At 41.6% G+C, this 25,956-nt stretch carries 14 protein-coding genes, 1 pseudogene, 3 CRISPR repeat arrays and 1 riboswitch (1 of these 19 running past the window's edge); of the genes and pseudogenes, 5 read left to right on the top strand and 10 right to left on the bottom strand.

What is annotated here, in order from left to right; all coding sequences use genetic code 11:
- A CRISPR array of direct repeats spans window positions 1-1,550; the repeat unit is 30 nt; unit sequence ATTTCAATACATCTCATGTTGTGGTTAAAG (it extends 594 nt beyond the left edge of the window).
- Window positions 1,551-1,725: 175 nt separating this feature from the next.
- The 8 genes from cas2 to AC0WRU_RS06260 all read right to left on the bottom strand — a co-directional run bounded on the left by cas2 (window position 1,726) and on the right by AC0WRU_RS06260 (window position 10,973).
- Complete coding sequence (gene cas2 / locus AC0WRU_RS06295) at window positions 1,726-2,007, bottom strand: CRISPR-associated endonuclease Cas2 (protein WP_452481567.1); 282 nt, start codon at window positions 2,005-2,007, stop codon at window positions 1,726-1,728.
- A gap of 4 nt (window positions 2,008-2,011) precedes the next feature.
- On the bottom strand, window positions 2,012-3,022 hold the full coding sequence (gene cas1b, locus AC0WRU_RS06290) for a type I-B CRISPR-associated endonuclease Cas1b (protein ID WP_476127671.1): 1,011 nt from the start codon (window positions 3,020-3,022) through the stop codon (window positions 2,012-2,014).
- A 15-nt stretch (window positions 3,023-3,037) separates the two neighbouring features.
- The gene (locus AC0WRU_RS06285; RefSeq protein ID WP_476127670.1) at window positions 3,038-3,532 is read right to left on the bottom strand and encodes a CRISPR-associated protein Cas4; all 495 of its coding nucleotides are present in this window, start codon (window positions 3,530-3,532) and stop codon (window positions 3,038-3,040) included.
- Window positions 3,529-6,240, bottom strand: a complete 2,712-nt coding sequence (cas3, locus tag AC0WRU_RS06280) for a CRISPR-associated helicase Cas3' (protein ID WP_476127669.1) — start codon at window positions 6,238-6,240, stop codon at window positions 3,529-3,531. Before cas3 ends, AC0WRU_RS06285 begins: the two co-directional genes overlap by 4 nt.
- 114 nt (window positions 6,241-6,354) lie before the next feature.
- Entirely contained in the window at window positions 6,355-7,155 is an 801-nt protein-coding gene (gene cas5b, locus AC0WRU_RS06275) for a type I-B CRISPR-associated protein Cas5b (RefSeq protein ID WP_476127668.1), read from the bottom strand.
- Between the two features lie 34 nt (window positions 7,156-7,189).
- The gene (locus AC0WRU_RS06270; protein WP_476127667.1) at window positions 7,190-8,194 is read right to left on the bottom strand and encodes a type I CRISPR-associated protein Cas7; all 1,005 of its coding nucleotides are present in this window, start codon (window positions 8,192-8,194) and stop codon (window positions 7,190-7,192) included.
- Complete coding sequence (locus AC0WRU_RS06265; RefSeq protein ID WP_476127666.1) at window positions 8,178-10,238, bottom strand: hypothetical protein; 2,061 nt, start codon at window positions 10,236-10,238, stop codon at window positions 8,178-8,180. The genes AC0WRU_RS06270 and AC0WRU_RS06265 overlap by 17 nt, the downstream gene beginning before the upstream one ends.
- 21 nt (window positions 10,239-10,259) lie before the next feature.
- Window positions 10,260-10,973 carry a CRISPR-associated protein Cas6 gene (locus AC0WRU_RS06260; protein WP_476128586.1) on the bottom strand — a complete coding sequence of 238 codons (714 nt, stop codon included), beginning with the start codon at window positions 10,971-10,973 and terminating at the stop codon, window positions 10,260-10,262.
- A 232-nt stretch (window positions 10,974-11,205) separates the two neighbouring features.
- Window positions 11,206-16,301: direct repeats of the CRISPR family, unit length 30 nt; unit sequence ATTTCAATACATCTCATGTTGTGGTTAAAG.
- 317 nt (window positions 16,302-16,618) lie between these two features.
- Between AC0WRU_RS06260 and AC0WRU_RS06255 the strand changes: the two are divergent.
- A pseudogene (locus AC0WRU_RS06255) lies at window positions 16,619-17,658 on the top strand (IS630 family transposase).
- A gap of 504 nt (window positions 17,659-18,162) precedes the next feature.
- Here the strand turns inward: AC0WRU_RS06255 and AC0WRU_RS06250 are convergent.
- Window positions 18,163-19,038, bottom strand: a complete 876-nt coding sequence (locus AC0WRU_RS06250; RefSeq protein WP_476127665.1) for a DNA-binding protein — start codon at window positions 19,036-19,038, stop codon at window positions 18,163-18,165.
- Between the two features lie 287 nt (window positions 19,039-19,325).
- Window positions 19,326-20,452 (bottom strand): IS3 family transposase gene (locus tag AC0WRU_RS06245; protein WP_476127664.1). Its coding sequence is split into 2 segments (ribosomal slippage): window positions 19,326-20,203 and window positions 20,203-20,452, totalling 1,128 coding nucleotides; the frame shifts between segments, so codons are not numbered across the junction.
- A gap of 115 nt (window positions 20,453-20,567) precedes the next feature.
- Window positions 20,568-21,917: a CRISPR direct-repeat array (repeat unit 30 nt; unit sequence ATTTCAATACATCTCATGTTGTGGTTAAAG).
- A gap of 242 nt (window positions 21,918-22,159) precedes the next feature.
- Between AC0WRU_RS06245 and AC0WRU_RS06240 the strand changes: the two genes are divergently transcribed.
- From AC0WRU_RS06240 to AC0WRU_RS06225, 4 genes are all read left to right on the top strand, one after another.
- A complete protein-coding gene (locus tag AC0WRU_RS06240) occupies window positions 22,160-22,867 on the top strand; it encodes a response regulator transcription factor (RefSeq protein ID WP_476127663.1) in 708 nt (235 codons plus the stop codon).
- A 1-nt stretch (window position 22,868) separates the two neighbouring features.
- Entirely contained in the window at window positions 22,869-23,813 is a 945-nt protein-coding gene (locus AC0WRU_RS06235; RefSeq protein ID WP_476127662.1) for a sensor histidine kinase, read from the top strand.
- Between the two features lie 94 nt (window positions 23,814-23,907).
- Complete coding sequence (locus AC0WRU_RS06230) at window positions 23,908-24,831, top strand: ABC transporter ATP-binding protein (protein WP_044644763.1); 924 nt, start codon at window positions 23,908-23,910, stop codon at window positions 24,829-24,831.
- A complete protein-coding gene (locus tag AC0WRU_RS06225) occupies window positions 24,824-25,519 on the top strand; it encodes an ABC transporter permease (RefSeq protein WP_476127661.1) in 696 nt (231 codons plus the stop codon). Before AC0WRU_RS06230 ends, AC0WRU_RS06225 begins: the two co-directional genes overlap by 8 nt.
- A 122-nt stretch (window positions 25,520-25,641) precedes the next feature.
- Window positions 25,642-25,785: riboswitch (FMN riboswitch) on the top strand.
- Window positions 25,786-25,956: the final 171 nt, after the last annotated feature.

Here is a 25,956-nt window from a genome sequence, read left to right as displayed (position 1 = left end):
ATTTCAATACATCTCATGTTGTGGTTAAAGCATACCTGCCAGCTCTTCTGCTTATAAATAAGCCTTATTTCAATACATCTCATGTTGTGGTTAAAGGTGCATGGATTGGTCCACAATTTCACGAGCTATAGGATTTCAATACATCTCATGTTGTGGTTAAAGATCACGGCAACGGCATGAAGACGCGGCATTTGCATCATTTCAATACATCTCATGTTGTGGTTAAAGGATAAACATAAAGGAGTTTTCAGTGATGAACAAAAAATTTCAATACATCTCATGTTGTGGTTAAAGAAAGGAATATCCTTCCTTAGTGTCGAAGTATTGTGTATTTCAATACATCTCATGTTGTGGTTAAAGTTAAAAAGGGGGCTGAGTAGTTATGGCGCGTAAAATATATTTCAATACATCTCATGTTGTGGTTAAAGTATACGCTACGGTGACATTTGGCGATGGATACAAAAATTTCAATACATCTCATGTTGTGGTTAAAGCTACTTCAACGAATTACAGAAAGTGCCGGGTCTCTAATTTCAATACATCTCATGTTGTGGTTAAAGAGCATAATTGGATGGTCATTGCTCCGGCTGTTACATATTTCAATACATCTCATGTTGTGGTTAAAGAACAAACCAATGATCACAATCGCAATCAGCTTGATAATTTCAATACATCTCATGTTGTGGTTAAAGTGAAAAAGAATTTGTGCTATCCCAGGTCAAATTACTAATTTCAATACATCTCATGTTGTGGTTAAAGATGACCTGTGTAAGCGCATCAATACGATACATGCGAATTTCAATACATCTCATGTTGTGGTTAAAGAAGGACGACCAGCAAGACGCAGCAGCTTGTCCAAAATTTCAATACATCTCATGTTGTGGTTAAAGTTACAACATGGCTGAACAATCAATAGCACAAATGAAATTTCAATACATCTCATGTTGTGGTTAAAGTAATACTATGGATGTGAATCGTCTTTATGAATTGACATTTCAATACATCTCATGTTGTGGTTAAAGTATGTTAATGGCAATCGTGAACATGAGGGAAAAGAGATTTCAATACATCTCATGTTGTGGTTAAAGTCCAAAAGAATAGTGCCCATTAAATCCTTACCCAAAATTTCAATACATCTCATGTTGTGGTTAAAGCACAAAAGACGGAAGAAACAACGCCAAAGGAACCACATTTCAATACATCTCATGTTGTGGTTAAAGGGCAATTCATATGAATCCTTCCGATACGCTAACCGAATTTCAATACATCTCATGTTGTGGTTAAAGTCCATTCCGCTATCTTAGATTGTGGATGATTGTCATATTTCAATACATCTCATGTTGTGGTTAAAGTTATCAATCGGTTTTTGGGCGTACTATTACTTTCGAATTTCAATACATCTCATGTTGTGGTTAAAGGTGGTGTTATGGATCAAGAAAAGTTGGATTTACTTAATTTCAATACATCTCATGTTGTGGTTAAAGTAATTATTGATTATTATGTTCATAAATGGTATATTTATTTCAATACATCTCATGTTGTGGTTAAAGGCTAGTAAAATCAACGTTTTTTAAATGCTGATATGCCTATTCTACTACAGCCGCAAGGGTTTCACAAAATTTTTCCAACCGAAGAGGGCCTGTTGAAAATAATGGAACAAATCCCCTCAAACCCTTGGCGCTGTAAGGTTAACATGCTGTCCTCCTTTTAGGACGGTTGGGAAAATTACAGCAATAAGGATTCGGAATCATTCATACGGACACCTATAATTTCCTCATCGAAGACGTAATCTCCTGTCATCTTAAACACAGCCACAAAGTCTGTACCCTCATCAATTACTTTTTTTAACTCCGCACGTAGTTGAATTAAATTGGCGGGTGTAATCTCGCCTCGAAATACGGATTTTTGGAAATGGACGAGATACTTTTTGCATATTTTGAATACCTTACCCACCCGTTTTTCTCCGATATCATAGACCAAGATAACATAGTTATAATTTTTCGCCATAGTTCTATCTTTGCTCCTTTTCCAAGAAAGGGACAAAGGGCGTTCCTTCAACGATATGCTTTTTCAACTTATAAGCGTCATATTTAATAGCAGATAAATAGCTGACCTTCCGTTTGAGTGTGCTGTGATCAAATACCTGGTTCATCCGATCCTCCAGCGCCGTAATGAACACATCCCGACCCTTTCCGTTCAGAATACAGTAATTATAATCCTTTTCAAAGTGCTTACTCACCTGTATTCGACGGTTGTTCACCAACTCAAAAATAGTACGATATACTAACAATGGCTTGAACGGCTCAGACAGATCAAGACTGAGAGAGAAACGACGGTCGCTCGGCTCATGCAAAAAGCTGATACTTTGATCCAAATGAGTGTGGTAAATCTGCGAAATGGTTTTGGTATACAAAATCGTATTTCCAAAGCTAATCAACGCATTTAACGGATTATCTGGCGGGCGTTTGACTCGTTTGTTCATTCGGAAGTCTTCGGGCAGAAAAGTTTTGAAGGTATCGTAAAAACGTCTCCATATTTCTCCTTCTACACTCATCAATCTTGGGATATCCTCCATTTTCTCCAAAAGCCGAGGTACGTCCTTCTTTAGCCAATCCAAATAAGGCTTGATCTCTTTGTTCCCGTGTTTGTAATAATGATACAGCACTTCATGGATGTTAGCTGCAATCGCACCGATGAAAGCCGCAGCAATAGGTATCCTTCTTTCCAGACAAGCTTTAGCTTGTAAAAGCTTGACCTTACCACTCACTCTTGCCTCCTTCGGATAAAAGGTACCTCTGAAATGACCATAGTAATCGAAGAAATGAACGGTTATACCCGCCATAGACAGAAAAGAAAGGAGCTTGCTGTTCAGTGAGATTTCATTCAACAAATACAGTTCCTTCAAACCATGAATCGGCAGATGAATAATTCCTTTTTCACTCCGAAAGGTCAGCGAATTATCTTCCCGGCCCAAAGTGCCCGGCGTGCGTATATATCTAGTAGATGATGCTGTTTTGGACATATTTGTTCTCCTTTCTTATAGAAAACAGTAGGCAAGGTATGCGCAGCGAGTGCATTTTCTCTCTCGTACCGCCGGGTCAGGCTGCTCTTGCCCCAAGTATTGCTCTAATTCATGAAGCAACCGGGTCATGGCCTGTTCGGTTGCTTCGTCCAGCTCCAGTTCTATGGTTTTACTGGCCTGCTTGTTACGCTCGCTGAACTGAATTTTACCCTTGCGCTCCATTCCTTTTTGTTTAAGTACATACACATAGTACAGCGTCTGCCATTTAGTAGCTTCAACATCGGCGTCAGACTTTTTAATCTCGGTCACATAATCACTGGTCAACTTGTCCACTTTGATACCCTCAATAGCGACTTCGCGGTTTTTCTTCCCTTCACTCTGTAGTTCATGCATGACCTTGCCGATCCGCACGTCTTCGCTATCGTCTTCAAAACCCATTCCATTGGCAAATAACCAGCATTGTCTACGGCAGTGTACATAATAGTTCACCATCGTTCCGGTAATTCTCATAGGAAAAGCCCCTTTTCATCCTCAGTATACTTGGCACGATTAAACTTTTTGGTTTTAGTTAGTTCATCCCATTCCATATATTGTTCACCGTGCTCCACGAAATACAAAGTACCTATACAACGGGTATATATCCCCGGCTTTACCTTTCCCCATTTTATATACATTTGGGGAACTGGATAAATAAAAGTAAAGTTATTCATTTGAGCGCGCACCTCTGACAAGCGGATCATTCTTTCGGAATAGTCCATCCCTAACCGCTTGTCTGATAATCTAACAAACTCATCCCATACGTCTTGACCGTTAAGCGGGGGAGCGTCTTTCATTGGACAGGTATAGTTCAGGAACAGCGTCACGCTTTGATCTGGTATGAGGTTCATATGCTTTTGTACATCTGGAAATTCAAGCTTCTGTACCTTTTCAGTAAACTCGCCCCAGTACTGCTGATTCGGCTTTTGACGAGACTTATTAATTTCAGTGATGACCGACTTATAAAATTCGCTAAAATCTTTGTTTTCAAGCATTTTTTGATAAGCTTCTTCCTTGAGATCAAATGTAATGCGCAAGTCTTTTCTGTATACACCGCTCGCCTCATCGCAATCAAAGAAATAAGCCTGGCAGTAGTCACGCAGACAAGAACGATTCAGTCGTCCCAAAAATTGCTCCTCGCTATCCAGCAAAGAAATATCTTTAAAGCCCACATCCATGTCAATATCTACCCCTGCCTCAATCACCTGTGTCGCAACGACAATCACATCACTCAGATAAAAGCTCCCTTGTGCGTCCTTCCCCAATTTCTCTAACAGCTCTTGACGATATGAGGAGCTATCATCCCCGGTAAGCTCATAGACATCTAAGCCCAAATTCTGCTCCAGCAGCATGTTATAAAATTGGCGTGCGGTCTTTTTTGTAATAAACTCAATCAGTATTCTGTTCCCTTGTCCATCCCGCTTTCGCTGCTCTATTACAGATTGAACATGCTCCAAAATTTGTTCCGGCAGCATCTTGCCCCGTTTCAGCAAATTAAAATCCAGCTTCACACGATCTCTAAACAACGAATGTGTAAAATAACGCTCCCGATTCTGCACCAGTGAATAGGTTTGAATGGGCTTCTCATGATCCTGCTGTTCCATTAATAAATCCAGATTCGGCAATGTCGCGGACATGATAATGATTTTAATATTCAGAATATCTGCAAAAGAGCGTAGAAAATGAATAATCTCCTTCCATAGCTCATTCCGGTAACTCTGAATTTCGTCCAATACAATGACACTATTACACAAATGCGCGAATGCTAGATTGACCTCTCGTCCTGTCCCAAACAGATAATTAAAAAAGTTCACGTGAGAAGTCAATGTCACCGGATATTGCAGCAATTGCCGCTCCAGCAGCACTCTTTTGTAATCCGTATTGTCCGGCTCCTTCTCCTTCCAATCCGAAGAACCTTCTGCTTTTAATTCTTCCGTGGTCACCATCGGTGTGATGGAATTAATAACCTCCACCTGATATCCGTTCTCCTTCTCCTTTTGGAAAATTCCATCCAGCGTCTGCCTTGTCTGCTCGATCAGGGAGTTGAACGGAAACACGTAGATCAGCTTGTTCAGTCCTAAACCACTATTCAGTAAATGCAGCGCCAGATTAATAGACATGTTTGTTTTGCCTGACCCTGTAGGAGCTTCGAGATAAAAAACAGGCTCTTGGAGCCGATCCAGTAGTCGGGTTTGTGTTTCTACAAATAATGCCGCCCGTAACTGATTCATCATAGATAAGCTAGATTTCTCAGGATTTTGACAATAAGCTTGAATCCCTTGCACAATTCCCGTCTGACGATAAGCCTCCAGCATTGGCTCCAGTGGCAGACGGTCTCCAAAATAATGCATCTCCGGCGCTTGCTGCTCCATATATTGATATGTGGCCCGAAAATCCGATGCAACCATCGTGGAATACAACAGCTTAACCAACACATAGAAAGGAAAAGGGCTGTGTATTTCATTCTGTCGTTTATTTCCTTCCAGCCGGATGTCCTCAAATAAGTTATCATTCTCTATTAGATCCTGCTGATCGCGGTAATAGCGGATATAATCAGGGTTCTCTTTGATTCGGTTATATTGATTTTTTATTTTCAACTCAAATTCGTTGATCTGCCCTCCAGTATCTTGATCCATATTACCCAGATGTGTGTGGTGACGAGAAATCGTATACGCGAACGAATAGAGCATATGATGTAGCAACCCAAGCACTTTGCGCTTGTGCTTTTTACGGTTTGGATATAGCTCTGTGGTATCATGCCAATCCTGTACATGACGTAAATGAATATGTAAATAAAGTACCGCCGATAACATAGAATGATTACTGTCCCCCAGCTCGGCGTTACGTTTAACTTCTGTATTCTTCATTTTCATACGCTGAAAGGCCGGGTTCACCTTACCCAGATCATGCAAATAAATAGCTTGTCTAAAAAAGTACATCATCAGTTCGCGCACCGATTCATCCAACGGCTCTTCATCCACACTTAGGCGATCTAATGCCCTATATACCGCCGCTTCCACACCGTTATCTTTCATCAATACCTCGGCATGGTGCATAACCAGATCGCTATGTTCCTCCAGCATCTCATCCTGCTGAAGACTGCCTTCCTTGGCCGTATGTGCCTTTAACATTCCCTTCGCTTCCTCTGTCAGCCAATTCTGTATGGACACATGTGTATGCATGTCTTACTCCCTTCTTATCGTACAACCAAACTAAATCCACATAAAAAAAACGGGTGCCCCCATCCCTGCATGGAGAATACCCGGTGTTGATTCCATCCTCGAAGATGACTGTCCTTAGATGAAATACAAGGTGCGTTTTCCGTCGTCATCCAGGTATATTTTTTGTAGATCCTCGGCTTTTAGCTCGTCTGCATCTATTTCCTGATTAGAAAATACAAGCGGCTCCAGTATATAACCGTTGTTCGCTGCATTCAGTCCGACAGGCAAATACTCCTGCAAAAAGGATTGCATCTGCTTATCTTTCACATATCCTCCCGTATCCACAGGTACATGTGCAGCCCGAAGAGAGTCGATATATTCCGGTTCACCCGCTGGCTCCAACTCAACCAACCGAGCCTTGGATATCGTAGCCGGATGATCGTTTTTCCCGAGATACGGAATGTATTCGGCCTTGGAATGCTGTACATAATCTGCAAGCCGATCAAATACTTCCCGATCCACGCCCCCATCATCTGCCACATAGATCGTCCAGCGTGGACGCTCCAACCACTGCTCTCGCACATTCAGTACACCACCCTCTTCCTGGCTGGCATAACCGACCGTGTTGTTGAATATCTGAATTTTTTTCGCAAAATATCCCCGATCCCCATGTGGCACAATGCTCACCGAAGCCTGACGAAACACCTCGTAAAATTCAGGGTACGGCATCGCAGGACTATCCTGCTTGCCTTTCCCTCCCAACGCCACATTCCGTTCATACTGCTGCGTATAGCCGCCAAGTCCAAGTACGGCACCAAGCAAGCCATATAACGCAACCTTGTGAATATGACTGTATGTAAAATACGCATATACGTTAACGTCCGGCTTTTTAAAAAAAGCCGTTTCTCCGCTCAACTCAAAGCGTAACGCCTGCATGATCGCTTCCCTCCTTCCCCGATGTAGCCATCCTCTAGCCTTGAGGCAGCTCGCTGCGCGTAAAGATGTTAAACGTACGCAGCCCCGGAAAATCCAGTTCCACACGCGATGCATACGGATTAACGTATACTTCTACCGTTTCAATCTCCTCGTTTACATCGTTCAAAAGTGGTGCAAGGGCCGACAGATCATAAACCGTCTGCTCTCCGTCCTTGTCCTTATCTACTTTCACATAAGGGTCCAGATTCGGTAAATACGCCGGGCTACCCGCCTTAAATTCCACGAATAGGGCGAAAGCATTTTCCGCACCTGATTTACTGTTGGTATTTTGCAAAGTAGCCCCGGTCAAAGCTCCCGTTTTGAAAGCCTGATACGCTTCCTCTGTGTACCCTTCAAAGCCCTCGGCTGCCAGCAGTTCCAGATAGTTATCATAATGCTTCGGATTGACGGAAAAAGGATATACATAATGGGATTCATCCACCGTTCTCTTTTTACCAATGGAGGTGGCATCGTTGTCCTCGCTCTTTTCATTCGAGTTACGGAACGGAGATAAAATATCCTGTACCTCCAGATTAGACCACTCATATTTATTAAACCCCTGACCAATCTGTACCGGACCAGCGAGACCAATATTCTGATCCTTCACCGCAAAGGTCGCGCCAAAATTCATCACATCCACACACTGGAACAGCTTACTCAGCACTTCACGTGAGTTTTTGGATACCTCTTCACCGAAAAGATATTCATAACGCTCCGCAAGATTTCGCGGCTGGAGCTTCTCTTCTTTCCCTTTGTCCCCATCCTTCGCCTTGTCCGCCTTTTTATCCTTCGCACTGCTGACCTTGTACGAACGGATATACAGCACCTTCTGTCCTTCCTCCGCCCATAAGCGCTTGATGCTATATTTTAACGCCTTATCGCTGCCAAAAATATCGCCCGTGCTGGTCGTCTTCGGCTGTCCGCTAAAGTCCGCATTCCAGTTCGCCATCCGGCTTACAATCCCGATCAGTCCCACCACACGATTAGTTTTTTTCGCCATGTCCGTTCTCCCCTTCGCTGTTTGGTTTCTCGCTCTCGCCTTTCTTCCAGAACCAATTGTCTGAAAACAACCCCGCCAAGAACATTTCCCGTGCATCTTCATGCAGAAATTCCTTGTCCGGCTGATAGGCGTTCACATTCGCTAAAGCCCAATTTAATTTGGTATAATGCAGCAGTATTTTGTGGCGGTGCAATTGATACGCTTCCTCGATCCTTCTTTTGAGCTGTGAGCTGCGTTTGGCCATAAAAAACGGTCCGAGCAAATCTGCCTTTTTCTGTTGAGTTTCGGACTGGCTTTTCAAGTAAAAAGCAAGCTGCCCGGCCAAATAATAAAACTCATCATCCGTCTCTACATAGACCGGATCTGGATTGGCTGTCTGTTCCGTTTGCCCTGCTCCATCCACGGTTTCCTTGGGTTTCCGCTTTTCCAACGCATCCAGTTTATCTCTCAGTCCATTAGACACTGCGATCAAACGATTTCCCATAGCTGTGTATTCCTCCCCTTCCAAATAAGCCATTAGCGAAAGTCTTACATTCATCGCATCGGCCAACCCACGTAGATCCAACCTCGACTTCTCTTGTCCTGCTGGCTCCACCCGTAATAACTGTTCCTCTAGGAGTCGAAGCGTCACCCGTGCAAATTGAGAGCGGATCGTAGCGGTCGTTCCTTTGAAAATCCAGTCATAAAAGCCTTTTTTGCTCTGCATAAACAACGCGACCATCACGCTCGTAAAATCCTTTTCTCTCGCCTTCGGCTCATCACGAAGAAAGTCACCGTTCATCCGATTGCGAAAAAAGCGTATGCTAATCTCTTTTTGCAGTTGCTCTACATTTTCCAGATAGCCGTAATCCTTAACAAACTCTTCACCAGACTTATTTTTGGTCATGAGCCCCAGTACATTCTTGAGTCGGATATTGATATGAACTTTTTTGGAAAAAGGTACATTCTCAAAGTCTTGTACCTCGTTATCCTTGCCATCTACATACACAAAAAAATAGCCTTCTGCTACGTCCACGGCCTTTTTACTAAAATTCGAATGATAGCCAAACTTGTTCGTTCGAAACTTGGGCTGAGAAAGAAGCCATTCAGACGCTTCCTTCACCAGCAACGCTTCCTCCAGAGAGAAACGGACAGGCGCACCGACACGCATCGTTTTATGCTCCAAATACGGTTTCTTGCTGTTCATGCTCATATTAAAACCGGGAAGACCTGTCAAAGCTCCGTCTACCATTTGGTTATATTCATTACTATTAAAGATTTTTGGGATGGTATATAGCAAATATTCATAGCCATACATTTCGTCCCATGAATAAAAGCTGGAAGATTCGTTATTCGGGTGATTCGTTATGGAGTGAAGTGGAGTAGATTCTGAGGTGAAAAAGATTTTAACGTAATTCTTAAAAGGAATCATTCGGATATGGTCGATCAAAGCGGACAGGTTGGTAGCGTACCATTGTTCAATCTGCGCAATGCATGTCCGGCGTTCCTCACTTATGAGATATTCCAGTGCAGGAGCATAATCCGTTCCAGAGAAAAATTGCTGCGTAGGACTGGTGAAAATGGTCTCGGTACTGCTTTCCTTGTCAGCTTTCTTGCTGCTCGTCTTCTTGGTACCTATCAGCTCATCCCACTTTTTCTGCACCTCGGATGCCTGAGTTTTGTCCAGAAAACGGGCAATATGCGTGTTCATCGCGGTGGTTCCATCTGCCTGTGCCTCGGCTAAAAATACATCCCTTTTGGCGTATAGTGTGTACGGGTTATTGGAATGAAGCTGTTTGCCGGGATCTACGGCTTTGTTCATGGAGACCAGAGAACTCACATAATCTTTTTGTTGGAACCATTCAAAAAGCTTATTACGTGCTGAATCAGGTTCTTCCTTGGTAATGATCATATGCTGGCTATCAAACTGGCTGACCTGTTCATCCCAGCTTTGATCCAGCCGCAAACGGATATACAGCCCTTCCTTGGGTTTGTGCCTTTGAAATGCAATATTGGGAAAATCATTCTTCGCCAATAGATAGCTGTTCGTCAAATCCTTCAGCATACCTTGCGCCTCCTTTCCACGTTACTCCAGTCCCTTGGCGATACAAAAGCCCGCTCCAAGAATGCTATTCTTTTCTGCCGCTCCTGAACCTAATACCACATTCGCCAGCTTCTGTGAATATTCATCTTCTCTGACAAGCAGCCGCAGTTTATTACCTAATAGCTTACGTCCTTTATAGGCCAAGGCAATTGGTTTATGGTTCAACACCTGAATTCCTTCGATAAACGGTTGTTCCAAACGAATAGGCTGATCCGGGTTTAGATGATTGTATTTTTTCTCCGCATTAGCATGAATCCGTTGCAGTAAAAGCTCCACGCTCAGACCCGGCACCCACGGTTTGCCTTCAATCGTAACAATTGCAGGAGTAACGGTGGTAAGCTCGGTAATATGGGCCAGCTTCTTGGACTGCACAGGGGATGCAGCGATAAACTGGAAATACTCATCCTCCTGCAAGGCTTGCAAAGCTGCGGATATTCGACGTAACGTAAGCTCTATGGAACTGCGAATCGTAATGACGTATACACGACCTTGCTTGTATATCCCCTCCTTTTCACGCGGAAAAGGCGATCCGAATGTGTAATGCTTGTAGTCCTTGTCGTAGTGCGTCTGCTTCAACGCTTCGTCCTTCAACCCCGCCCGACCCATCCACGCTCCGATACGCTCGGATATCTCCAGATGGTGAGATGATTGTTTCATTAACGTTGTTATCTGAATTTCGTAATACAATGTGTTCACCTCCTGACTTGATATAGAGTATAGACCCAACTCCATGATTTGTAAACCATCATTTTAATTCTACTTTAAATCGGCTCCGATGATACCTGGACCGCTACACGTGCAGATTGTTCTTCCGATTGCTGTTATCCCCGAATTTTCTGGATTGTATAACCCTTGAAAGGTTAAAATCCGGGGATAAAGGCAACCGCTTACGCTTCTCCAGAACAATTCTGCCCGCTCCGCTACTTAGGACTTAGTACATTTCATGTTGTGGTTAAAGAATGAGGACGAAGAAAATAACAGACCTATCCAATCAATTTCAATACATCTCATATTGTGGTTAAAGTTTGCCGTGTTTCATACGGTAGTAAATGGTTTTTGATTTCAATACATCTCATGTTGTGGTTAAAGAAGTCGGCTTTAAGAGCTGGACTAGCGGTAAAAGCAATTTCAATACATCTCATGTTGTGGTTAAAGCATAGAGGGCTACATCCACTATAGATACTGCACATTATTTCAATACATCTCATGTTGTGGTTAAAGAACTGTTCCACTTATTCTGAGGGCATCGGCTGTAATATTTCAATACATCTCATGTTGTGGTTAAAGGCATACGTCAAAGACGTACTGGACCGGATCGGGGAAATTTCAATACATCTCATGTTGTGGTTAAAGGTACGTAATTTCAGCCTTAAAGTGGTTAATATCCTTATTTCAATACATCTCATGTTGTGGTTAAAGGCGAATTACGTTCACGTACCAGTAAAAATATCTACGTATTTCAATACATCTCATGTTGTGGTTAAAGCTACAAAAGAGTTTCAAGCCGTGGAACGATTAGAAAATTTCAATACATCTCATGTTGTGGTTAAAGTTTAAAATTGAAGAAGGATAAAGTCCTAGTTTTTCAATTTCAATACATCTCATGTTGTGGTTAAAGGACTAAGATCTCTGATTTCATTGATATGACCGGACTATTTCAATACATCTCATGTTGTGGTTAAAGCATTGTCCGGCGCACCTTCAAGATATCCAAAGCAGATTTCAATACATCTCATGTTGTGGTTAAAGCCAAGACATTTGAAAACTTCTCTTTTAACTATTGCAATTTCAATACATCTCATGTTGTGGTTAAAGCCAAGATCAAGCAGCCAACCTTCAGCAGCGTTGTCCATTTCAATACATCTCATGTTGTGGTTAAAGCGAATCCCCTTCCTCTGCAAGCTCCTTCCCATACTATTTCAATACATCTCATGTTGTGGTTAAAGCAGAATCGGTATGCTTCTTTCTACTGGGCAAGCCATAATTTCAATACATCTCATGTTGTGGTTAAAGGCTAACGAAGACGAGGATTATGATCGCGCCATGGCATTTCAATACATCTCATGTTGTGGTTAAAGTTATGGACCCGGAAGGCTTGCTGTCTGATATGTACCCATTTCAATACATCTCATGTTGTGGTTAAAGTTGAATTATTTCAGAAGCTTGAACAGCAATTGCAAATTTCAATACATCTCATGTTGTGGTTAAAGGGTAGGTGCTACGTTGGGTTTTCACGGTGAACCCGATTTCAATACATCTCATGTTGTGGTTAAAGTCAATACACCACGCTCAATACAGTCAAGATATTCCAATTTCAATACATCTCATGTTGTGGTTAAAGCAATGATTGCCTGGCTGCTGATACAGGTTTTTTACAATTTCAATACATCTCATGTTGTGGTTAAAGTTTTACAGGTTTCACAGCAAACGATCTATTACCGTAATTTCAATACATCTCATGTTGTGGTTAAAGAGTCGGAAAAAGATATTGCTGAAATGTGTGAGTACGAATTTCAATACATCTCATGTTGTGGTTAAAGGATTTACCGCATATTAACATAATATCGAATTTTTTATTTCAATACATCTCATGTTGTGGTTAAAGTGGAGGCGTTCAGGGGTTTTGCTACACCGTCTCAAATATTTCAATACATCTCATGTTGTGGTTAAAGAACACTTATTTCCGAACAATGAGGTGATGGAGTGTAATTTCAATACATCTCATGTTGTGGTTAAAGGATAAGTAATCAGGCGTATCTGGATCATCAATAACGATTTCAATACATCTCATGTTGTGGTTAAAGAAAACGTTTGAAAGCAGGTGACTCATTAATTTATTTATTTCAATACATCTCATGTTGTGGTTAAAGACATTATGGTGTGAAGTATTTCTAAATGCCTATTTATTTCAATACATCTCATGTTGTGGTTAAAGTGCTCCGCTGCGTCATACGAACTGCACCCATTTTCAATACATCTCATGTTGTGGTTAAAGATAAGTTTATTGGTCAAATCCTGAACTGTATCCTGAATTTCAATACATCTCATGTTGTGGTTAAAATGAACAGGACGTCCAGGATACCCAAGACGGTCAGACATTTCAATACATCTCATGTTGTGGTTAAAGACATTGTTTGGAACGCTTGAACAACAACTTTTAAAAATTTCAATACATCTCATGTTGTGGTTAAAGTGAGACTTTAATCCAATTGGATCATCTCGTTGTTGAATTTCAATACATCTCATGTTGTGGTTAAAGTTGCTCAAATACGGTTTCGAGAAGCGGAACAAACATTTCAATACATCTCATGTTGTGGTTAAAGTTAAACAAATTCACCCGAATATTGTATGTTTGAGATATTTCAATACATCTCATGTTGTGGTTAAAGTTTATTATTGAATTAGCCCGTCAACTGTAATTACATATTTCAATACATCTCATGTTGTGGTTAAAGTCGTTGACATGTCTTACACCCCTTAGAAGTTTACAGGATTTCAATACATCTCATGTTGTGGTTAAAGGCTTTACGTGTGTGTGGAAGGATGGCGGTCAGATCAATTTCAATACATCTCATGTTGTGGTTAAAGGGAGAGAGGAAGCCCATCCGGTTTCCTCTATTAACATTTCAATACATCTCATGTTGTGGTTAAAGATCTTGGTGAATATGTGCAGCTCATACGTACACAAAATTTCAATACATCTCATGTTGTGGTTAAAGTTACCGATTTAGCGGCTTGCGCTGGTTTACTATTCGAATTTCAATACATCTCATGTTGTGGTTAAAGTTGTACCGATTGTGGTATCTATTTGATCGTGAATTATTTCAATACATCTCATGTTGTGGTTAAAGCAAGAGATTCCCCGGTCTGAAGGTTAAATCGTTTTAATTTCAATACATCTCATGTTGTGGTTAAAGCTATCGTTAATTAGCCTAAGGAGGTGGAGAACATCAATTTCAATACATCTCATGTTGTGGTTAAAGGACAACGCAGATAAGATACAGTCCGTCATAAACGAATTTCAATACATCTCATGTTGTGGTTAAAGGAGCTAACAAAAATGCGACTGTTCGGAAGTAAGAAATTTCAATACATCTCATGTTGTGGTTAAAGACAACCGACCCTGGCGGCGACGACTCGGGCGGCGGATTTCAATACATCTCATGTTGTGGTTAAAGGTTTAATCCGGGTGAAGTCACAAGGTCAGAGAAAAAATTTCAATACATCTCATGTTGTGGTTAAAGCATGAAGGGCGTTGGATATTTGATGAACCTTTTCAAATTTCAATACATCTCATGTTGTGGTTAAAGATACGATTCCAAGCCGTTAGGTTTTCTTCTAAAGCTATTTCAATACATCTCATGTTGTGGTTAAAGTGGATGTGATGACCCGGAAATTATGCAACTAGTTCTATTTCAATACATCTCATGTTGTGGTTAAAGGATATTATGTACCTTACGAATAAAATACGTAAACGAATTTCAATACATCTCATGTTGTGGTTAAAGTCAAACTTTTGCTGCTGTGACAGTAGCACAGTATAAATTTCAATACATCTCATGTTGTGGTTAAAGTTGAGCTGCGCATATCTCTCTAGCTTGGAAGCTGCAATTTCAATACATCTCATGTTGTGGTTAAAGAGTATGCTCGCTTCTGGATTGAAACCAAAGACCTGAATTTCAATACATCTCATGTTGTGGTTAAAGACACCTATTGATCTTACGTTCGTTCACTTATATCTAATTTCAATACATCTCATGTTGTGGTTAAAGACGCAAATATATTTGAAAGCTCAGCAATTCAACTTCATTTCAATACATCTCATGTTGTGGTTAAAGTAAAGCCTGTTCGACGAACATTATCAAATACTCACAATTTCAATACATCTCATGTTGTGGTTAAAGTTTGAGTCAAATCAGCACGAACAGCATCTAACTTAATTTCAATACATCTCATGTTGTGGTTAAAGAGCTACGCCAGGACAACAAAGACCTAGCATACAAAAATTTCAATACATCTCATGTTGTGGTTAAAGTAATAAGAGCAAATTGCGGATCATTTAAATACATTTATTTCAATACATCTCATGTTGTGGTTAAAGCTTATACCTTTGATGCGTTTCGTCACCGGAAACTTTATTTCAATACATCTCATGTTGTGGTTAAAGTCCTCTACTATCTCATACGGCACCCCCATTAAACCAATTTCAATACATCTCATGTTGTGGTTAAAGCTAATTCCATCATTACACCTCACAAGAAATATGCTAATTTCAATACATCTCATGTTGTGGTTAAAGAAACCCGGCAAATTGATCCTAACAATGGTGAAGGAAATTTCAATACATCTCATGTTGTGGTTAAAGTCATCATTCGAGTGCCAAATTAACCGTTCATCTAGAATTTCAATACATCTCATGTTGTGGTTAAAGTTTATCGCTCACCGTATCAAAGGACTATTCGCGTAAATTTCAATACATCTCATGTTGTGGTTAAAGGTGGGATTTGGCTTTTCCAAGAAGAAAAAAAACGTATTTCAATACATCTCATGTTGTGGTTAAAGGATATCTGCTGCTGCTAGTGATTCAAGGGTTGTTTAATTTCAATACATCTCATGTTGTGGTTAAAGAAGCTGTACCAATATGTCCATTAACTTGGATTGTGTTATTTCAATACATCTCATGTTGTGGTTAAAGAGTAATCCAATCAGATGTAAGATAGCTCCAAAGCACATTTCAATACATCTCATGTTGTGGTTAAAGTTAATTTGAAATAAAAAAGAAGCCGTTGCAACCAGATTTCAATACATCTCATGTTGTGGTTAAAGATGCCGGCAGAACAGACAAAAATCCGGCTGCCGAGATTTCAATACATCTCATGTTGTGGTTAAAGAAATTCTTTTTCACAAGGGCTGCGCTCAGGAAATTAATTTCAATACATCTCATGTTGTGGTTAAAGGAAATACAAAACGGCTGTTCCAAAGGCGACTTATTACATTTCAATACATCTCATGTTGTGGTTAAAGGCTAGTAAAATCAAGCTTTTTAAAATCGCAATGTGCTTATTTTACTACAGCCACAAGGGTTTCGCAATTTTTTCCCAACCGTAGGTCGCTTCTTTCCAAATGTAAACAAAAACGCCTGTATCCCTTGCGGTTCTAAGAACTTCCCTGTCTCACGCTAATTAAGAGGTTGGGAAAAAACATAGACCTTTGGTCTATGTTGGGATCGCTTACCTGAGAGTATAATGTAAGATGTACTATATAAGACGCAAATAAGAAATTAACGAGGCCAATCCGTCGCCAAATGGGGTAATGAATAGTAACTTCAACCCAAGGTGGCGATGAACATGAAAAGCGAAGAAATCGAGCGATTGAATACAGCGATGAAAGAAACATCAGATAAACGTCTTTACGAAAGGTACCTGGCCGTCCGTCTTCGTCTGGAAGGGCACTCGTTTGCTGAGATTAGCGATCTGCTTGGTCGCGTTCGTCAAACGATCAGCCTCTATTGGCAGAACTACCAAAAGCATGGTCTTGCTGGTCTGGAAATGGATCACTCTCCCGGACAACCGCCTAAACTCACGGAGGAACAGCGTAGTCAGTTAGCCACGATGCTCGAACAGCAGCAACCGACGGATGTGGGCTTTGAAGCTCGTTACACCTGGACACTCCCGCTGGTAGCGGAATGGATCAAGCGGGAGTTTGGCATTATCATGAGCGTACGCGGGATTAGCGCGATGCTCAAACGGATGAACTTCAGCTTTACCAAAGCAACCTATACATTAGCCAAAGCCGATGAGGACGCCCAAGAGTTTTTTCGCAAACACACCTTTGCCAAGCTCAAGAAACAGGTTGAGGCGGAAGAGATCAATCATTTGCTCTTTGAAGACGAATCGATGATTCGTTCCTATCAGGCGCTGCAATACAACTGGTTTCCGCGCGGTAAGCAACGCCAAGTGCCAACGTATGGCAAGCATGAAGGAGCCAAGCTATTTGGAGCGATCAACTACGAAACCGGACAGGTCCATCATCGTGAAGAAGAAAAAGCCGATGTAGCCGCCTTTATTCGGTTTCTGCAGGATCTGCTATCGGCTTACCCGAATGGGAAGCTCGCTCTCATTCTGGACAACAGCCGCATTCATCATGCTACCGGGCTGCAGCCTTTTTTGAAGGAACATCGCGCTTGCACTTGGTCTTTCTACCGCCATATAGTCCAAACCTGAATCCGATTGAAGGCCTGTGGCTGTGGCTTAAATCCGATGTGGTCAACAACGTCTTTTTTGAGAAATTCTATAAAATCAAGCTTCATGTCAGTCAATTTATGAAACGGATCAATAAGCATCCGATGGAAACGATAGATCGTCTACTTGTCAGGTTATGATCTTAATTGCGTCTTATATAATAAAAAAATTCCATGTGATTAAATCAAACACTTGGTGTATTGAAATTTTTAATTCTAGTTTACAACTGCTGGAAAACAGACTATAACCATAACATCCGATGTTCCTTTTCTTTTTGTTCGGAAATATTCTTGCTAATGGCTGTGAGCTACTTCTTTCTGAAGAGCCAATTAGTAATTGAGCCTAATACCAAACTTACCAAAAAAGAAGCAAACACCGATTTTAAAATAATAGGCAATATTGATTGATTTGGAATATCCACGATGTTTACTAAAAAGCCTACAAATATAATTATAAAAATGACAATGTAATCTACTTTTCTGAAGTTCTTTATATTAATCATCCTTTCAGAATTTGGGATTTAAAAAGTTTATTAGAACCCAAATGCACGCAAATGTCAAAAACCTCCTATCCATTTTAAGTGGTTTAGGAGGTTTTTGCTTTATCAATAAAAGATATGAATCGAGTTCATTGGAAGAATGAAGTTAAACAATTCGGATCATTGAGTCATCGAAAATAGCATTTTTAGCAGGAGCTTTTTCCTGCCCTAAAATGCTATTTTGAATGGATTTGTACCTTTTTTTCTGATGCTTAACTGCAAGACTACGGTGGGATTCGAACAGGGCAACACATTTTTTAAAACTGGTATCGTCTTTTAAGCCGTGGGCATACTCCATTGCTTTTAGGACGGCATCAATCCCAAGGCCCGATTTGCCCTCCTTGAATCTATAAATGGCGAGCTGATAAAGGAATTTAACATAATAATTTAAATTTTGAGGTTCTTTATAGAAACTGCCCAGTTCTCCTACTCTTTCTGCGAAGTCCTTCAAAATAGAATTAATATCGGAATCATGCATAATTGCCGATTCAAGAACTGTAATCATCCCTGGGATTACTTCTTCAGCCGAGTGTTCGTGTAAAAACTGAATATATTCCGACAGCACATTCTCTTTGCCTTGTAGCAAGTCTAGGGTGTATGTATTCGCTTTGGCTAACATGCGGAAGTGCTCAACTACCTCCTGTGATTCAAGATCGCCCACGTCCTTTACCCAACCAAGTTCAGCGTACTGCTCAACACAGTCTCTTGAGATTTCATATTTACCCAGTTTTTGATACGCTAAACCCTTCGTCAGTTGGTTAAACCCTAAATAATATACCAGTGGTCGTTTCATATGTATGGTTCTAGGCTGTCCACCTTCTGTACGTTGCAACTGCTGCTGGTCATATACATTATAAGCTTGAGTATGCAGTTGGTCTGCAATTTGAATCATTTGTTCCCATTCCTCAAGCGAAAAAGCCATTTTGAGCATTCCGACAATGGAATCAAGATCTGTTACTTCATCAAAATCAAATTCTTTCACATGCAATTCCTCCTTGGTTACATTTTAATCCAATTTTATATGATCAACCCCTAAATATCAATCAAATTTTCCGATTTTTGTAGATTGTTAACGTATTTAAGTGGAATACAAAAAAATGGAGTATAATTGGGGCTTGCGATTATCGTGTAGTGCTCAAAAGGGGACGTTGTCGATACATCACATGTTGTGGTTAAAGCAGTCATAGAAAACACGCGGGATCAGGTGCAGGACAATTTCAATACATCTCATGTTGTGGTTAAAGTAGACAGTGGATTGTCAACACTAAACTAGACAATTTTTTTGTGGTGCCTCTGCTTGAACTCGGCTGGACTCAAGTAATCCAGAGAACCGTGAATCCGAATATGGTTAAACCAGTGTACATAGTCATGTAATTCTGTGGTTAGCTCAGCAAGACTTTCAAAATGACGTTTCTTTACAAACTCCGTTTTGAAAATTTTAAAAGTGGCTTCCGCAACGGCATTGTCATAGGGACAGCCTTTCATGCTCAAAGAACGTTCAATCTGAAAAGCCTCCAGCGCATCGTCAATGAGCTTATTCTTGAATTCATTGCCTCGGTCGGTGTGGAAGAGCTGAATGTCATTCAGGTTGCCCTTAATTGAAGCCAAAGCACGGTAAACCAGCTTGGCATCCTTATGGGGTCCTGCACTGTAGCCGATAATCTCGCGGTTAAACAGATCTACAAAGAAGCATACGTAGTTCCAATATGAACCCACTCGGACGTACGTCAGATCGCTTACGACGACAGATAACGCCTGCTCTTGTTCAAATTTTCGGTCCAATACATTCGCTTGCTTGGCTTCATTGCAGCTCGTGGGACGAGGCTTGTACTGGGCGACTGTATACGAGGAAACCAACCCGAGTTCCTTCATGATTCGTCCAATTCTCCGCCTGGATACCGTAAGGCCCTGCTGATACAGCTCTTTTTTAATCTTACGCGTACCGTAGTTTTGGCGGCTGCTTTGAAAAATGTCCATAATCAGGGAGGGAAGCTCATCCTTCGATGTCACTTCCACTTTGTTTTCTTCATAATAATACGTGCTTCTAGGGAGTTTTAGGACGTCGCACATTGCTGATACCGAGTATTTATGTTTATTCTGGCGAATGACATTTACTTTCGTCCTATGATCAGCGCGGCTTGCTTTAAAATATCATTCTCCATGAGCAGTTGCTTGTTCTGTTTTCGAAGTTCGATGAGTTCTAATTCCTCTGGAGTTCGGTTGTCTTTCTCTTTGAAGGATCCCGATGTGGAACTCTGTTTCACCCATTTATCTAACGATGAAGGATTCAAATCATATTCTTGAATGATATCCTTGCGTGGTTTGCCACTTTGATAGAGCTGAACCATCTGTGCTTTAAATTCAGTGCTAAAGGTACGTCTTTCCTTTTTATTCATGTCCGTTCGCTCCTTCTAGAGTCCATCTGTAGTCTACTATATTAGACCACAATTTTTCTGTCTAGAAGAGTGTAGCCGATCCACAGCCTCAACTTCGATATCACTGTTTGTACTCATTTCAATACATCTCATGTTGTGGTTAAAGTGAGAATGAATATACCCGCCGAGAAGATGAGTGTCAATTTCAATACATCTCATGTTGTGGTTAAAGATTCAGAGACGGTGAAGGTGTATTTGGTTTATCTAAATTTCAATACATCTCATGTTGTGGTTAAAGGACATGAAGGCGCTTCAAACAGATTACGTCATTTTGATTTCAATACATCTCATGTTGTGGTTAAAGGGACAAATTGTTCAGAACGTATTTTCGACTCGGCCAATTTCAATACATCTCATGTTGTGGTTAAAGTAATGGTATGCAAGTCGAATTTATTAAAATAGTTAAATTTCAATACATCTCATGTTGTGGTTAAAGTAGCTTAATCTTGCTATGTAATCATCTACTGTCATTATTTCAATACATCTCATGTTGTGGTTAAAGATTATTAAGCCCATAATTGCTATAAAGAGTACAACCATTTCAATACATCTCATGTTGTGGTTAAAGTTTCCCGTAAGTAATAGTAATACGCATTTGTTCGAAATTTCAATACATCTCATGTTGTGGTTAAAGTTCTGCGCTTTTGTTATTCATGGCTTGCTGTACATTATTTCAATACATCTCATGTTGTGGTTAAAGGTGGTTGCTCAAATACGGTTTCGAGAAGTGGAACAAACATTTCAATACATCTCATGTTGTGGTTAAAGATTAAACTGGATTCCGATGGATGACATCATAGCCAAATTTCAATACATCTCATGTTGTGGTTAAAGGTATGACTCTGGGGTATTATTACCATGTACAATGGAATTTCAATACATCTCATGTTGTGGTTAAAGTGTTCATACACAATATCAAATCGCCGCATTTAAAAAATTTCAATACATCTCATGTTGTGGTTAAAGATATAACGAATATAGACATTCGTGTTCGTTTGATTAATTTCAATACATCTCATGTTGTGGTTAAAGGGGGACTTAAAGAGTTGTTTGGAGGTGCGTGAACAATTTCAATACATCTCATGTTGTGGTTAAAGCGACGCAGAAGCAGTACAGCCAACCAAAACCGAAAAATTTCAATACATCTCATGTTGTGGTTAAAGTTATAATACACATTATCAAATAGCCGCCTTTAAAAAATTTCAATACATCTCATGTTGTGGTTAAAGATATCGTTTAGTACCAGCTAAAAAACCATATGCATTATTTCAATACATCTCATGTTGTGGTTAAAGTTTCGAATGTCTATACGTTGGTCAAGGTCTTCCAAAATTTCAATACATCTCATGTTGTGGTTAAAGTCCGTCGTTCCAAACGTTCAAGCACCTGTGTCCGCATTTCAATACATCTCATGTTGTGGTTAAAGGCTAGTAAAATCAAGCTTTTCTATTTTAACAATGTACATATTTTACTACAGCCACAAGGGTTTCGCAATTTTTTCCCAACCGTAGGTCGCTTCTTTCCAAATGCAAACAAAAACGTATGTATCCCTTGTGGCTCTAAGTAATTCCCTATATCATGTCATTTAGAGGTTGGGAAAAAAGTTCTTCCTTGGCACCCCACCTTTTATGAACTGATCCCCAAAATTAGGAGGTGCTACACACACCTATGAACCCACACATACTACTCATTGAAGATGATACAGCCATTGCCGAGATGCTGCTCAAAGCACTCAGCAAAGAAGGCTACACATTAACCACCGCCTATGACGGGGAAGAAGGGCTTCTTGCCTTTGAACGTCACACCTACGATCTGATATTGGTGGATCTGATGATGCCGAAGGTCGATGGTATGGAGGTCATCCGCCGAATCCGTACCCACAGCGCTGTCCCGATTCTGATTATGTCAGCCAAGGACAGCGACGTGGATAAAGCGCTTGGACTGGGCTTCGGGGCAGACGATTATGTCTCCAAGCCTTTTTCGATGGTAGAAATGACCGCACGCATTCAGTCCGCTATCCGCAGATCCACTACCTATGCACGCCAGCAACAGCAGGAGGAACAGCCGAAAGCACAGGTCCTGACCTACGGAAATCTGCGCATTGATTTTGATCATTTTATGGTCACCCGCAATGAAAATGAAGTGCAGCTAACTGCCAAGGAATCTGATATTCTCAAGCTATTTGTAACCCATCCGAACCGTGTATTTACCAAAGCGCAATTATACGGGTTTATCTGGAAAGAGGATTATATGGGTGACGAAAATGTGATTAACGTCCATATCCGCCGCTTACGTGAGAAAATCGAAGAAGCCCCCTCCCACCCCGTTCATATCAAGACCTTATGGGGCATCGGCTACAAATGGGAGAACGGCTGATATGAACATCGCGAGCATTTCTGAATGGATCGTCGTCCTCATCTTGTCCGTCGTTATTGTATGGTTCTGGAGAGAGCGTGCGGCCCAAAAGCGCAAAATAAAGGATATCCGAAACGCACTGGAACGAATTGTAACCGTTAATCATGCGGAAAAGCTGCTATATGTCACAGGTGATACCGAGCTGCAAAGGCTCATGACGGAAATTAACCGTTTGCTGGACTTGAATTTAAGAGTGTCTGTGGATTACAACCGAAGCCAAATCGCCATGCGCAAAATGATTTCAAACATTTCTCACGACCTCAAGACCCCGCTGACGGTGGTGCTCGGATATGCCGAGATGCTGGATGCCGACCCGCATATTTTGCTGGAAGAACGCGCAAAGCTGCTATCCAGGATTCATCAAAAGACAAGCGAAGCCATTGAGCTGATCGGAAGCTTTTTTAGCTTGGCGAAGCTGGAGGCTAATGATACGGACATTCCGTTGACCCGGCTGGAGGTGGGAGAGCTGTGCAGACGCAGCATTTTGCAGTTTTATGATCTGCTGACCGCGCAGGGGTTTGCTGTGCATATTGATATCCCAGAGCACCCCATTCATGCCTTGGGGAACGAAGGAGCGATTGGGCGGGTGCTGAACAATCTGATCTCGAATGCGATTCGCTACGGTGCCGATGGTCGGACACTGGGACTGACTCTAACGGAACAGCAGGACACGGTGCGTATAGAGGTATGGGATCGGGGGCAAGGCATACAGGAGCCTGAGCAGGACAAGGTTTTTGAACGCATGTACACGCTTGAGGATTCCCGCAATAAGGCGATACAGGGCAGCGGGCTGGGTCTTACGATTACCAAGCGTCTGGTTGAGACGATGAACGGAGAGATTCATTTGAGCAGCATACCTTATGAGCGGACGGTCTTCTCTTTTACATTGAAAAAAATAAACTATTAATCGAACTTAATAATTTTGTAAGAAACGGGAAAGAAAAATGAACATTTCGCCCTTTATCCTTGAATTATCAACAGTATACGAAGGGAGAACACCCATGACTTACATATTACGGACGCATCAACTGACCAAGGCCCTGAAGGGCAACGAAATTGTAGCGGGGGTCAGCATGAATGTGCGTCAGGGGGAAACTTATGGCTTTCTCGGTCCCAATGGGGCGGGCAAGACAACGATTATGAAAATGATTACGAACCTGCTCAAGCCGACCTCGGGTGAGATTGAATTGTTCGGTGAAAAATTAACGCCAAAGTCGTACCACCTGCTCGGCCGGATGGGCTCAATTATTGAATATCCGATTTTTTATGACAGGCTGACGGCCCGGCAAAATCTCGAACTTCATTGTGAATATATGGGCTATTATAACAAGCAGGCTGTTCGGGATGCACTGGAGCTGGTGAACCTGCGAAACGCAGATGACAAGCCGGTAAAGGATTTTTCACTGGGGATGAAGCAGCGTCTCGGGATCGCCCGAGCGATTGCGACCAAGCCGGAGCTGCTGATTTTGGACGAACCCATTAATGGATTGGACCCGGTGGGGATCAAGGAAATCCGCCAATTGTTCCACATGCTGTGCAAGGAATATGGTATGACGATCCTTGTGTCCAGCCACATTTTAGTGGAAATTGAGCAAATTGCCGATACGGTGGGTGTGATTAATCACGGTCGACTGATTGAGGAAGTGTCGATGGAACAGGTGCGGGAAACCAATACGGAATACATCGAATTTACGACCAATGACTGCAAAAAAGCAGCCTACGTCCTCTCCCATCACCTGAATCTGACGAATATCCGGGTACTGAACGATCAGAATATACGCATTTACGATACAAGTGTACCACAGAAGCAAATTACGAAAACGCTCATTTTAAATGAGGTAGAGGTGGATTCCATCCACCAAAAAAACAGTACGCTGGAAGACTACTTCGTGCGGCTGTTACATGGAGGTGAACTCCATGCTTAAACTGATGCAACTGGAGCTGAAAAAGTTTCATTTGGCGGGATATATCCGTTCGGCGCTGATTGCCAACGCATGTATTTTAGGCCTGTTCATCATTATTGCGCTAGACAGCCAAAGTGAAGGAGTGCCCGAATTTACACGGTACGCTGAGCTTTTGGACCTCCTGGACTATATGGTCAGAGCCACATTTATTATTTTTGCCTCCGTCCTGCTGTGCCGCTTTATTGTGAGCGAATTTAAGTCCAAGTCGATTAACATCTTGTTCATGTACCCGATTGACCGCAAAAAGCTGATGGTCGCCAAACTCTTAATCGTGTTGCTGTTTACGTTCATGTCCATTATTTTATCGGAAATCATCATTACGGCGGCCCTTCATCTATTAAATCAGTTCGTTGTTATTGTACCGGATAAGCTTAGCCTCACTATACTAGGACAGCAATCAGTGCGGACACTGATCAATGCGGTTGCAGCAAGCTTTATGGGGCTGATTCCGCTGTACATGGGAATGCGAAAATACTCGATACCCACCACCATTGTGAGCTCGATCCTGATCGTAGCCCTGCTGTTTTCGAATAATAACGGCGCTACACTTAGCTCCATTGCGCTTGTGCAGATCGGCTTTGCCGTGCTGGGAATGCTCGTAGCTTATGCAGCCATCCGCCGCATCGAGTATAAGGATATTACCTCGTAACATGTAATTTTGTGAAACGCTTTCAAAAAATGAATGAAAATCTTTGTTCGATGTACACATATTTTTCACTGGACTTCATTCTAAAACAGGTATATCCTATAGGAGAAATTAAAAAACGGAATAAGGATCTTCGGGGTAGGGTGTGATTCCCAACCGGCGGTATGGCTCATGGAGCTAAGCCCGCGACTCTGTATCTGGAACAAGATACGGACTGATTTGGTGAGATGCCAAAGCCGACGGTAAAGTCCGGATGGAAGAAGATCGAAGCATGAACATGCCGCAAAGTGGATGAATGCTGCGTTATTGGTTTTGCAGCAATTTCATTTAACTTGCATACAGCGGCAAGTTTATTTGATCAACCCCCGTCTTGCATGGCCTATCGCCATGGACGGGGGTTTCTGTGCCATCGGTCCTGTATTCGCAAGGAGCTAATTGAG

This window comes from Paenibacillus sp. 1-8 (genome assembly GCF_056316205.1).
Note: the sequence above shows the minus strand (reverse complement) of the source record. Positions and strands in the feature narration are given on the sequence as shown.